8 protein-coding genes are annotated in these 12,290 nt (G+C 74.5%); 1 reads left to right on the top strand and 7 read right to left on the bottom strand.

Annotated features, from left to right (window positions below; genetic code table 11):
- Positions 1 to 60 precede the first annotated feature (60 nt).
- The 3 genes from ACIRS1_RS30180 to ACIRS1_RS30170 all read right to left on the bottom strand — a co-directional run bounded on the left by ACIRS1_RS30180 (position 61) and on the right by ACIRS1_RS30170 (position 1,311).
- Positions 61 to 582, bottom strand: a complete 522-nt coding sequence (locus ACIRS1_RS30180; RefSeq protein WP_402845210.1) for a hemerythrin domain-containing protein — start codon at positions 580 to 582, stop codon at positions 61 to 63.
- A 128-nt stretch (positions 583 to 710) separates the two neighbouring features.
- A complete protein-coding gene (locus tag ACIRS1_RS30175) occupies positions 711 to 1,007 on the bottom strand; it encodes a WhiB family transcriptional regulator (RefSeq protein WP_360219276.1) in 297 nt (98 codons plus the stop codon).
- A 148-nt stretch (positions 1,008 to 1,155) separates the two neighbouring features.
- Complete coding sequence (locus tag ACIRS1_RS30170) at positions 1,156 to 1,311, bottom strand: DUF6131 family protein (protein ID WP_360219279.1); 156 nt, start codon at positions 1,309 to 1,311, stop codon at positions 1,156 to 1,158.
- A gap of 368 nt (positions 1,312 to 1,679) precedes the next feature.
- Between ACIRS1_RS30170 and ACIRS1_RS30165 the strand changes: the two genes are divergently transcribed.
- Complete coding sequence (locus ACIRS1_RS30165) at positions 1,680 to 2,981, top strand: TolB family protein (RefSeq protein ID WP_402845208.1); 1,302 nt, start codon at positions 1,680 to 1,682, stop codon at positions 2,979 to 2,981.
- 58 nt (positions 2,982 to 3,039) lie between these two features.
- Here the strand turns inward: ACIRS1_RS30165 and ACIRS1_RS30160 are convergent, their stop codons facing one another.
- The 4 genes from ACIRS1_RS30160 to ACIRS1_RS30145 all read right to left on the bottom strand — a co-directional run bounded on the left by ACIRS1_RS30160 (position 3,040) and on the right by ACIRS1_RS30145 (position 12,126).
- The gene (locus ACIRS1_RS30160) at positions 3,040 to 4,641 is read right to left on the bottom strand and encodes a CHAD domain-containing protein (RefSeq protein WP_402845206.1); all 1,602 of its coding nucleotides are present in this window, start codon (positions 4,639 to 4,641) and stop codon (positions 3,040 to 3,042) included.
- A 125-nt stretch (positions 4,642 to 4,766) separates the two neighbouring features.
- Entirely contained in the window at positions 4,767 to 5,219 is a 453-nt protein-coding gene (locus tag ACIRS1_RS30155; protein WP_402845205.1) for an ATP-binding protein, read from the bottom strand.
- Positions 5,220 to 5,326: 107 nt separating this feature from the next.
- Positions 5,327 to 7,825, bottom strand: a complete 2,499-nt coding sequence (locus ACIRS1_RS30150) for a SpoIIE family protein phosphatase (protein ID WP_402845203.1) — start codon at positions 7,823 to 7,825, stop codon at positions 5,327 to 5,329.
- On the bottom strand, positions 7,822 to 12,126 hold the full coding sequence (locus ACIRS1_RS30145; protein WP_402845201.1) for a HAMP domain-containing protein: 4,305 nt from the start codon (positions 12,124 to 12,126) through the stop codon (positions 7,822 to 7,824). Before ACIRS1_RS30145 ends, ACIRS1_RS30150 begins: the two co-directional genes overlap by 4 nt.
- Positions 12,127 to 12,290 lie beyond the last annotated feature (164 nt).

Below are 12,290 nucleotides of genomic sequence, written 5' to 3'. Positions count from 1 at the left end.
GCTGCTCCACGGCGTCCGGGCCCGGTTCGGTGCGCGGGCCCGGGCCAGTCCTCCGGGGCGTCAGTCCTCCAGGGCGTCGGCGATGCGGTGCAGCACGCCCCCGCCGGGCGGGCGGCGCGGCGCGGTCTCGCGCACGGCCTGCATCCGCTCGCCGATCTCCCGGAGCTCGTTGCGGCCGATCGCGGCCCGGACCTTCGGGAACCAGTCATCCTCCTCCTGGGCGATGTGCCGTTCGACGGCCTCGATCAGGACGGCCGCCTTGGCGTCGTAGCCGTCGTCGTCGGGCGTCATCCGGCTGAGCTCCTCGCAGAGCAGGTCGGCGACGTGGTGCTCCTCCTTGGCGCGGTCCATCTCCTCGGCGAGGCCGGGCACCTCCCGGCGGATCCGGGGGTAGACCAGCTCGTCCTCCAGGTAGGTGTGGACGGTCAGCGCCTCGACGATCCGCTCGACAGCCTCGCGCCTCGCCCGGTCGTTGCCGTGGCCGTCCTGGCCGTCGCCGTCGGCGAGGCTGCGGTACGCGCGGAACAGGCGGCGGGCCTCCTTGTGGTCCTCTCGTAGCAGGACGATGGCGTCGTTCGACATCGAGCGTCTCCTCCTCGGCTCCTCGACGGCCTCCCCTCTTCGACCGGGCGTCTCCCCCGGCGCTTCGGGGCCAAACGCGCCGCCCCGGGCCGGACGCGGACGCCGCCGTGGGCGGCCGCGGCCTCCGTTCACGCGGCCGAGGCCGCCGAGGGGGCGCCCGACAGCAGCGCCCGGCGTTCGTCCTCGGTCAGACCGCCCCAGACGCCGTAGCGTTCGCGGGTGGCGAGGGCGTGCCGGCGGCACTCGGCCCGGACGGGGCAGCGGGCGCAGACCGCCTTGGCCGCCCGCTCGCGCGCCGTCGCGGCGACGCCGCGCTCGTTGGCGGGGTGGAAGAAGATGCTGCTGTCCGCTGCGCGGCAGGCACCGTCCAACTGCCAGTTCCAGTGGTGCTCCTGCGCTCCGGGAAGACGGGTCAGGTCGGTCACGGGGGGTCCTTTCCGGGGAGCGGTCGGTTTCCGCCCGTTCGTCTAACCCGATCCGCCGCGTCCATGCCACCAGCGGTCCCCGTCCGCTGAACGCCCGTCCGGCCGACCCGGGGAGGGCGACCGGACGGGGCATGTTGGCCTGGACGGATCAGTAGTAGTGACGGCGTCCGCCGACGGCGTGCCCGAGGGCTCCGGCGACCATGAGGATGAGGCCGATGACCAGGAGAATGACGCCGATGGTCCACAGGAACGAGATTCCGGTGACGAAGCCGACGATGAGCAGAATGACGCCGAGGACGATCACGGTGCCCTCCGATGGGTGCGGGGACGGTTGTCGGAGGGGCGACCCGCTGGTCCGGCGGTCGGACCGGGGCCGTCCCGGGAGGCGGAACCCGTCTACTGCGGCCCTGCCATCCCCCGCGTGTACCGCCCCTCGCTCCGGCCAAACCTGAATGCCCGCCGGGAACCGCCCGGACCGGCGGTGGCGTCCGCCGACGTGTCGGCCGGGCGCCCCCGCCGCAGGCCGGAGCGTGGCGCGATCGCACCGCACCGCGGGGCCGCCCTGTTGACCCGTACACGGACGGACGGTTGGCTCACCTCCAGCCGGCCGACGGGGGCGCGGGGCGGCCGGCCCGAGCGAAGGGGAGGACATCCCGGGTGAAGCAGCATTCCATGAGGGCCCGTCCGGTGACCGGCCGCCGGTGGGTGCCACGGACGGGCGGCGTGGTGGCGGCCGCCCTGCTGGCCGCCGCCGTGTGCCACGTCCCGGCCCAGGCCGCCCCGTTCCGGGGGGACACCGTCACCGTGAACACCGCCCCCGACGGCACACCGGCCGACGACTGGTCCGAGCCGCTCGGCCTGAGCGCCGACGGCCGCTACGCGCTCTTCACCTCCCTGGCGTCCAACCTGGTGCCCGGCGACACCAACCGCCTGTACGACGTGTTCGTCCGCGACCTGTGGACCGGCGGCACCGAGCGCGTCAGCGTCGCCGACGACGGCTCGCAGCTGAACGGCTCGACCAACCAGGCGGCGATCAGCGCCGACGGGCGGTACGTGGCCTTCAGCACCGACGCCTCCGGCGTCGTCCCGGGGCAGCCGGGCGGCGGCCGCTTCGACGTCTACGTGCGCGACCGCCGGACGGGCCGCACCGAGGCGGTCACCCCCGGAGACGGCGGCGGCAACTCCCAGGCCCCGGCCATCAGCGCCGACGGACGCTACGTCGCCTACACCTCGGACCGCACGGACCTCGCTCCCGGTGCCCGCCCCGGCGTCCAGAACGTCCACCTGGCCGATCGCCGCACCGCGACGACCCGCCTGGTCAGCGCCGGCCGCGACCGGACCCCCGCCGACGGCGACTCGGTCGAGCCCTCGATCAGCACGGACGGCCTCACCGTCGCCTTCCGGTCCAAGGCGACGAACCTGCTGCCCGCCGCCGCGGCGGCGCGCACCACCACCAAGCCCCCGCCGGCCCGGCAGCTCTTCCCGCTCTACTCCTACGACGTGCGCACCGGCCGGATCCAGGGCGCCAGCATCGACGCCTCCGGCACCCTGCGCGACGCGGCCAGGGACGCCCGGCTCAGCCCCGACGGCCGCTACGCGCTCTTCCGGGTGTTCGACCGCGAACAGGACGCCGTCCGCGTCCGGCTCTACGCCCGGGACCTGCGGGAGGGCACCGTGACGACGGTGACGGCGGCCGACGCCCTGACCGCCGTGATGTCCGCGGACGACCGCTGGGTCTACTTCGCCTCCGACTCCGACACCCTCGTCCCCGGCGACACCAACGGCGCCTCCGACGTCTTCCGCCGTGACCTGTGGACCGGCCGCGTCGAGCGCGTCAGCACCACCCCCGACGGCGGCCAACTGCCCGCCGCCTCCCGCTCACCCGCGGTGGACGCGCTCGGCACCACGGTGCTGTTCAGCACCCTCGGCAGCCCCCAGCCGGCCCTGCTGGCCCGCCACCTGCCGCCGTGGTGACCGAAGGGGCGACCGTCGGGGCGGCCGCACCCCCGCCGGCCACCCGCGCCGGGCCCGGTCAGGGCAGTCGGGTGAGCCGACGACGGGAGGCCCGGTGCCGGAGCTTCGGCAGCCGCCGCTGTGCGGTGTCGGCGGTGTGCCGCCACCGCTCGTGGAGGACGCCGTAGGCGAAGGCGTCCGATCGCCCCGCGGCGGCGTCCTCGCCCTGCAGGGCGATCAGTTCCTGCCGGGCCACCACGCTGTCCTGGTGGGTGCCGAGGACCTTGTGCAGCTTCTTCATCGCGGCGCCGAACTTCGCCGCGCGCTTCGCCGTCCGGTGCGGCACCTGCGACTGGACGTCGTCCGCGGTGTACCGGGCGCGCTTGGCGGCCTTGCGGGCGCGGTGCAGCAGCTCGTCCCGCCGCGGGCCCGGTTCGAGGCGCAGGGCCTCGTCGAGGCGCCGCACCGTCCGGCGCTGCTCGTGCCGCAGCACGCGGGACAGGTGGGCGCTCGCCGGGCGGCCGGCCCGTCCGCGCAGGGGCGGGTCGGCGGCGAAGGCGTCGAGGTCGTCCAGGAGGGCGAAGTAGCGGGAGCCGTCGAGTTCGGCGACGGCCCGCTGCCAGGCCGCCCGGTAGCCGCGGGCGTAGCGTTCGGTGAGCCGCCCGCGCAGGGCGTCCGGGCGCAGCGGCGCGGGTACGGCGTCCAGCCCGTCGACCAGTTCCGCGCCGAGCACCTCCTGGTCCCGGGCCTGGCCCAGCAGCCGGGTGAGCCGGCGCAGCCGATCGGTCAGCGGGTCGGCGCGGTCGCGGTCGAACAGCCGCCGGTGGGCCTTGAGCAGGCTGCGCAGCCGGCGCGCGGTGACCCGCATGCGGTGCACGGAGTCCTCCTCGCCGCAGCGGACGGCCGGGTCGAGGTGGAGGAGCGTTTCCAGCCGTGCCCGGAAGGCGTCCATGACGAGGGCACCGGCCGTCCCTTCCGCCTGCTCCGGGCCGTCCGGCCGGGCCTCGGGCTGTGCGGACTCCCCGAGGGCGCGGGACAGCTTGGAGGGCGAGGAGGAGCGGGCGAGGCCCGCCTCGGTGAGCAGCTCCTCGACGCGGTCCAGCAGGGCGGGGGCGCCGTCGACGAGTTCGACCTCGAACTCGGTCCACCCGCGGACCTCGGTGCCGGCCCCGTCCGCCGCCCCCGCCGGTGCCCCGTCCGCCGGCGCGGAGGGGAGCCGTGCGGCGGGGAGGCGTTCGGCGTCCAGGAGCTGCACGGTGACCTGGTCCTCGGTCACCTGGGCGAGCGTGCTCCCCCGGTCGTCCACCAGGGCCTGCGCGGCGCGGCGGGTGCGCAGTCGGGCCACCGGGCGGACCGGGGCGCGGCGGGTGAAGGCGGCGACCAGCCGGGCGAGCTCGGTCGGGACGCCGTTCGGCGGGCCCGCCGTCAAGGGCAGCCGGAACTCCTCGCGGACGTCGCCGCCGCGCGGGAGCTTGAGGTGCCAGCCGGCGTCCTCGCCGCCGGTGCGGCGGCGCAGGGTGATCCGGCGCCGCAGCAGGCGCAGGTCCTGGGTGTCGTAGTAGACGGCGTCGAGCTCCTCGGGGTCGGTGCTCCGCGCGGCCGCGACGCCCTTCACCCGGTCGAGCCGCCCGGGGAGCGCGGCCCCGTCGTACTTCCGTTCGGTCTCCTGGTGTGTACCCATGTCCGGACGGGTGCCCGCGACGGCCGCGGTCATGTGCGCCGGGCGGATGACACCCCGGGCAAACAGGCGGACGGCAACCCCGGGCAGGCAGGTGGGGGGCAACCCCGGGCAGGCAGGTGGGGGGCTCAGACGTCGACCTCGGCCCAGACGGTCTTGCCGTGGTGGTGCAGGGCCGTGCCCCAGCGGTCGGCGGCGCGCCGGACGACGATCAGGCCGTGGCCGCCGGGCGAGGCGGGCCGGTGGGGCCCCCGGGGCACCGGCACCACCCGGGACCGGTCGCTGACCTCGACCCGCAGGCGGGTGGCGGAGGTGTGCAGGACCAGTTCGAGGGCTCCCCCGGCATGCAGCGCGGCGTTGGCGACGAGTTCGGCGACCAGCAGGACGACGTCGCCCGCACGCCCGGGGTCGGGCCAGGACCAGGCGGCGAGCGCGTCGACGGTGAACGCCCGGGCACGGGACACCGGCCTGGGCAGTCCGACCAGGGGCAGGCGCCGCCGCTGCCCGCCGGCCGGCACGGGCGCGAGACCCGCACGGACCGGGACCGGCTGGGCGCCGACTGCTTCCCGGCTGGGGTTCATGGGTGACCATCCCTTCGGCTCGACGCGTTCTCCCCCGATCGGCTTCCCCGCCGCGGGCGGTGCATGCGGCGTCGTCCGCCCGGGCCGGTCAGCGTGCCGGCGGCCGCTCAGGCACCGGCCGCGCCGCCGCCCGCGCCGTCCGCCGGCGCCTCGCCCACCGAGACGCCGATCAGGCAGGTGTCGTCGTCGGTGTCCGCCGCGCTGTAGCGCAGCAGGTGGTCCAGGGCGGCCTCCAGGTCCGCCCGGCCGTCCGGGGCCGTCCGGGACGCCTTCTCGGTCAGGGCGAGCAGGTTGTCGAGGGAGGCGTGCACCGACTGGTCCCGCCGCTCGATCAGCCCGTCGGTGAACATCACCAGGGTGTCGCCCGGTTCGAGCCGGATCTCCTGTTCCTCGTAGTCGGCGTGGTCGAGCACGCCGAGGAGCAGGCCGCCGATCTGCGGGAGGGTTCCGGCCCGGCCCGCGCGCAGCAGGACCGGTGGCAGGTGGCCGGCGCGGGCCCAGCGCAGCCGGCGGGTCGCCGGTTCGTAGAGCCCGCAGACGGCGGTGGCGGTGACGTTGTCGGTCAGGTGGTGGGTGACGCTGTTGAGCCAGCTCAGCAGTTGGCCGGGCCCCGCGCCGGTGGCGGCGAGGCCGCGCAGGGCGTTGCGCAGCGCGACCATGCCGGTGGCGGCCTCGATCCCGTGACCGGCGACGTCGCCGACGCACAGCAGGACGTCCCCGGACGGCAGGGTGAGGGCGTCGTACCAGTCGCCGCCGACGAGGTGGTCCTTCTCCGCCGGGCGGTAGCGCACGGCGACGCGCAGGTCCGGCAGGTCGAGCGGCCCGCGGGCGGGCGGCATGATGGCGTGCTGCAGCTGGAGGGCGAGGCGGCTGCGCTCGGCGGCCTGCTGCTCGCTCTGGGCGAGCTGGTCGCGGGTGGCGGCGAGCGCGACCTCCGTCCAGTGCTGGGCGGAGATGTCCTGGTAGGCGCCCCGGACGATCCGCAGGCCGCTCTCGGGCTGGTCCACGGGCTCGGCGACCACCCGGATGTGGCGGGTGACGCCGTCCGGGCGCTGGAGCCGGAAGGCGGTGGAGGCGGGCCGCTGGTGGTGCAGGACGGTGCGCAGGAAGCGGTCGATCGCGTCCCGGTCGTCGGGGTGGGCGTGCTCGCCGAGGTGTTCCAGCGGGATGGGCCGGGCGGTCGGCGGGAGCCCGTGGAGCTCGAACAGCGTGTCGTTCCAGGCGATGTGGCGGTTGTGCAGGTTCTCCTCGAAGCCGCCGATCCGGCCGAGGCGCTGGGCGTGCTGGAGCAGTCGGGCGACGCGCGAGGTGCCGTCCTCCAGCCGCCAGACGACCAGCAGGTGGTCGCCGTGCCGGCTGATGCTGACCTGCCCGCGGGTGTGCAGCGGCACGCCGTCGACCATGGCGGCGAGCCGCATGCTCGTGGTGCGGAAGGGCTCTCCGGTGGCGTAGACGTGTTCGATCTTCTCGGCGAGGCCGCCGGGCTCGGCGGCCAGCGGGTAGGCCTCCAGCAGCCGGGCTCCGAGGACGGCGCTGGTGGGCCGGCCGGCGAAGTCGACGAAGGCGGGGTTGACGTGGCGCACCACGAACTCCAGCGGCGCCTCCCCGCTGTCGGGCGCCAGGTGGAGGACGAGGCAGGGGTCGAAGACCCCCGCGGTGAGCTGGCGCAGGCCGTCCAGTTCGGTGCTCCCGGTGCCGGTGTCGGGCCCCTGGTCGGTCCAGGTCTCCAGCGTCGCGGCGGCCAGCTCGGCCAGGGCCTCGAACTGTCGCTCCAGCGACTGGGTCAGCTCCGGCAGCGGCTCGTGCCAGCACACCTCCAGGACGCCGATCAGGCGCCCGCCGAGTCCGGCCGGCACGGCGAGCCTGCCCCCGGTGAACTCCTCCTGGCCGATCGAGGGCACTGCGGTGTCGGCCAGCACCGGGTGGCTGACCGCGGCGCGTTCGTCGAGGGCCCGGCGGGCCGGGGTGACGACCCCCGGGGGTACGTGCCGCCAGCGCCGGGCCTCGGCCGCGCCGAAGCCGGCGCTGCCGCGCAGCGACAGCGACTGGTCGGGGTGGGCGGCCCAGATCGCGACGGCGGCCGCCCCGAGCGGGCGCAGCGCGTGTTCGAGCATCGACCGGGCCGCCGTCTCGCTGTCCGTCGGGGCCAGCGCATTCGCCTGGGCGGTGCGCAGCCGCAGCGCGGCCGGGTCGGGGACCGGGTCCGCGGAGGGGTCGACGAAGGTGCGGGCGATGGCGGAGATCCGGTCCGCGGAGGCCTGGTTGATCAGGTCGGCGGCGACGTCGAGGACGGGCACGCCGGCCTGCTCGGCCAGCGTGGTCAGCTGGACGGACGCCTCCGTGGGGCCGCAGCGCAGCCGCTCCACCAGGACGCCGACCGCGAGCTCGACCAGGGAGCGGCCGGCGGCGTCCGAGCGGGCCCGGGCGAGTTCCTCGCGCAGGCGCTCGACGGTGGCGGCCAGCCGGCTCACCGCGCCGGGCTCGTGGTCGGCGCCGGCCGGGGCCGGGGCCCGGGTGGCGGCGTCACGCTGGGGTCCGACCCGGACGCCCTCGCGGGCGGCCTCCCGGGCCGGGCCGGCGGGCACGGGTTCCAGGGGCGGGTTCACACGGCCTCCTGCGGACGGACCGGCTGGGCGGTGAGGTGGCCCTTGATCCGGACGACCAGTTCGTCCGCGTCGACGGGCTTGGTGACGTAGTCGGTGGCCCCCGCGGCCAGGCTCTTCTCCCGGTCGCCGATCATGGCCTTGGCGGTGACGGCGATGATCGGCAGCCCCTCGTGGCGGGGCATGGCGCGGATCGCGGCGGTGGCGGTGTACCCGTCCATCTCGGGCATCATCACGTCCATCAGGATGACGTCGATCCCGGGGTGCGCCGCCAGCGCCTCCAGTGCGGCGCGCCCGTTCTCGGCCTGCAGGACGCGCATGCCGTGCAGCTCCAGGATGCCGGTGATGGCGTAGAGGTTGCGGTCGTCGTCGTCGACGACCAGCGCGGTGCGGCCGGTCAGCGAGGAGTCGATGTCGGCGCTCCAGTCGGCCTCCGCCCGGGCCAGCTGGGGGACGCCCCCCGGGTTGTCGGTGCTCATGTGCAGGGCGATGCGCTCGCGCAGTTCGTCAAGACTGGAGATGACCTCCAGGGTCCGGGCGCCGCCGCCGTCGGGAAGGTCGTCGTCGGTGGCGATACCGCGGCTGCGGTGCGCGAGGATCGGGACCGTCTGCAGGGCCGGGTCGCCGTGCATCTCCCGCAGGAGGTCCAGGGCCGAGCCGTCCGGCATGTCGAGTTCCAGGACCACCGAGTGACAGGGGGTGGCGGCCAGGGTGGCGGCCGCCTCCTGGGCGCCGACGGCCGTGACGATCTCGACGACGCTCCCGACGCCGTGCTGCGGCGGCCGGGCCAGCTCGGCGAGGGCGCTCTCCGCGACCATGCGCAGCAGGCCGTGCGGTCGGCCCTCCACCACCAGGAGCCGCCGCGGCGTGCTGCTGGGGGCGGCGGCCGGCGGCTCGTCCGGTACCGCGACGGCCCGTGCGCCGCCGGGCTCCTGGGCCCAGGTCGCCGGCACGGTGCCCGGGTGGTCGGCCGGGTCTGCGGGTCCGGCGGGCAGGTAGAGGGTGAAGGTGCTGCCCCGGCCCAGCGTGCTGCGGACGGTGATCGCACCGCCGAGCAGGTAGGCGATCTCCCGGCTGATGGACAGGCCGAGGCCGGTGCCGCCGTACTTGCGGCTGGTCGTGCCGTCCGCCTGTTGGAAGGCGCCGAAGACGCTCTCCAAGTGCTGGGGGGCGATGCCGATGCCGGTGTCGGTGACGCGGAAGGCGACGACCGGGCCGCCGGGCCGGACGCCGTCGGGCAGTTCGGCCTCCTCCGCAGGCTCGATCCGCAGCTCGACCCGGCCCTGCTCGGTGAACTTGACGGCGTTGGAGAGCAGGTTGCGCAGCACCTGGCGCAGCCGGTAGTCGTCGGTGAGGAGTTCGGCGGGGACACCGTCCGCCGTGTGCACGGCGAAGGCGAGGTTCTTCTGTCCGGTCATCGGGCGGAAGGTGGCGTCGACGTAGTCGAGCAGGGCGCGCAGCGGGACGGGCTCGACGGTGAGGTCCATCTTGCCGGCCTCGACCTTGGACAGGTCGAGGATGTCGTTGATCAGCTGGAGGAGGTCGGAGCCGGCGGAGTGGATGATGCCGGCGTACTCGACCTGCTTGGCGGTGAGGTTGCGGGTCGGGTTCTGCGCGAGCAGCTGGGCGAGGATGAGCAGGCTGTTCAGCGGGGTGCGCAGTTCGTGGCTCATGTTGGCCAGGAACTCCGACTTGTACTTCGAGGCCAGGGACAGCTGGTGGGCCCGGTCCTCGAGTTCCTGACGGGCCTGCTCGATCTCCAGGTTCTTGGTCTCGATGTCCCGGTTCTGGGTGGCCAGGAGCTCGGCCTTCTCCTCGAGTTCGGCGTTGGAGGCCTGCAGCTCCTCCTGGCGTGCCTGCAACTCCTCGGAGCGGACCTGGAGTTCCGCCGCCAGCCGCTGGGACTCGCCGAGCAGCTCGTCGGTACGGGCGTTGGCCACGATGGAGTTGACGTTGACGCCGATGGTCTCCATCAGCTGGTCGAGGAAGTCCCGGTGGACCTGGGTGAACGGCCGCACGGAGGCCAGCTCGATGACCCCGAGGACCTGGTCCTCCACGACGATCGGCAGCACCACCAGGGAGAGCGTCCCGGTGCGGCCGAGGCCGGAGGAGGCGACCAGGTAGTCGGCCGGGAGGGTGTCGACGCCGATGGTGCGCCGGCTGCGGGCGGCCTGGCCGACGAAGGACTCGCCGAGGCGGAAGCGGGTGGGGCGCTCGCCGTCGGGGAACGCGTAGGAGCCGACGAGCTGGAGCACCGTGCCGTCACCGCCCTCCTCCGCGAGGTAGAAGGCGCCGCACTGCGCGCCGACCAGCGGGGCGAGTTCGTCCATGACCGCCTCGGCGACGACCGCGAGGTCGCGCCGGCCCTGCATCAGTGCGGAGAACCGGGCCAGGTTGGTCTTCAGCCAGTCCTGTTCCTCATTGGCACGGGTGGTCTCGCGCAGCGACTCCACCATGAAGTTGACGTTGTCCTTGAGGTCGGCGACCTCGCCGGAGGCGTCCACGGTGATCGATCGGGTGAGGTCGCCGGCGGCGACGGCGCTGGTGACCTCGGCGATCGCGCGGACCTGCCGGGTGAGGTTGCCGGCCAGCTCGTTGACGTTCTCGGTGAGCCGCTTCCAGGTGCCGGAGACCCCCTCGACCTCGGCCTGCCCGCCGAGCCGACCCTCGGTGCCGACCTCCCTGGCGACCCGGGTGACCTCGGCCGCGAAGGCGGACAGCTGGTCGACCATGGTGTTCATGGTGGTCTTGAGTTCCAGGATCTCGCCGCGCGCGTCGACGTCGATCTTGCGGGTGAGGTCGCCGTTGGCCACCGCGGTGGTGACCTGGGCGATGTTGCGGACCTGGCTGGTCAGGTTGTGCGCCATGAAGTTGACGCTGTCGGTGAGGTCCTTCCACGTGCCCGCCACGTTGGCCACCCGGGCCTGCCCGCCCAGCGTGCCCTCGGTGCCGACCTCCCGGGCGACCCTGGTCACCTCGTCGGCGAAGGCCGAGAGCGTGTCGACCATGGTGTTGATCACCCCGGCCAGGGCGGCGACCTCGCCCTTGGCCTCGACCGTGATCTTCTGCGAGAGGTCGCCCTTGGCGACGGCGGTGGCGACCTGGGCGATCGAGCGGACCTGACCGGTCAGGTTGGACGCCATCACGTTGACGTTGTCGGTGAGGTCCTTCCAGGTGCCGGAGACGCCCCGCACCGTCGCCTGGCCGCCCAGGTTGCCCTCGGTGCCCACCTCCCTCGCGACCCTGGTCACCTCGTCCGCGAAGGCCGAGAGCTGGTCGACCATGGTGTTGATGGTCTCCTTCAGCTCCAGGATCTCCCCGCGCGCGTCCACCCGGATCTTGCGGGTCAGGTCGCCCTCGGCGACGGCGGTGGTGACGGAGGCGATGGAACGGACCTGGGCGGTGAGGTTGTCGGCCATCACGTTCACGGACTCGGTGAGGTCGCGCCAGGTGCCGGAGACGTCCCGGACGTCGGCCTGGCCGCCGAGCCGGCCCTCGGTGCCGACCTCCCGGGCCACCCGGGTCACCTCACCGGCGAAGGAGGACAGCTGGTCGACCATCGTGTTGATGGTGGTCTTCAGCTCCAGGATCTCGCCCCGGGCCGTCACGGTGATCTTCTGGGAGAGGTCACCGCGGGCGACGGCGGTGGCGACCTGGGCGATCGCCCGGACCTGGCCGGTCAGGTTGCCGGCCATGAAGTTCACCGAGTCGGTCAGGTCGCGCCACGTCCCCGAGACGCCCTTGACGTCGGCCTGGCCGCCGAGGATGCCCTCGGTGCCCACCTCCCGCGCCACCCTGGTCACCTCGCCGGAGAACGAGGACAGCTGGTCGACCATCGTGTTGACGGTGTTCTTCAGCTCCAGGATCTCGCCGCGCGCGTCGACGGTGATCTTCTGCGAGAGGTCCCCCCTGGCCACCGCGGTGGCGACCTGGGCGATGTCCCGCACCTGCGTGGTCAGGTTGCCCGCCATCGCGTTGACCGACTCGGTCAGGTCCTCCCAGGTGCCCGACACGCCCGGCACCTGCGCCTGGCCGCCCAGCCGGCCCTCGGTGCCGACCTCCCGGGCCACCCTGGTCACTTCCGAGGTGAAGTGCGACAGTTGGTCGACCATGCCGTTGAACACGGTGGCGATCTCACCGAGCAGCCCGTCCGCGTCACCCGGCAGCTTGGTGCTGAAGTCGCCGTCCCGCACCGCCGTCAGACCGGCCAGCAGCAGCCGCAGTTCCGCCTCGGCGGCGGGCGCGGGCAGCGGGCCCGGTCCGTCCGCCCGGTGGGAACCGTTGGTCGGTGTCGAGCCAGCCATCGAAACATCGCCTCTCCGGTGCGCGGTTACGGCCTGCCGCCGGTCCACCGGGCCCGGGCGGGCCGGCGCGGAACGGGCGAGCTCAGGCGCACACGCACCGCTGGGAGGCTACCGTCACCCCGCCAAGATCAGGAAGTGCGCCGGATCACCGTCCCGAGCCCGTC

The sequence above is a fragment of the Kitasatospora sp. NPDC101176 genome, from assembly GCF_044768035.1.
In the GTDB taxonomy this organism is placed as follows: domain Bacteria; phylum Actinomycetota; class Actinomycetes; order Streptomycetales; family Streptomycetaceae; genus Kitasatospora.
The sequence above is the reverse complement of the archived record's forward strand: the minus strand, read 5'-3'. Positions and strand labels throughout refer to the sequence as shown.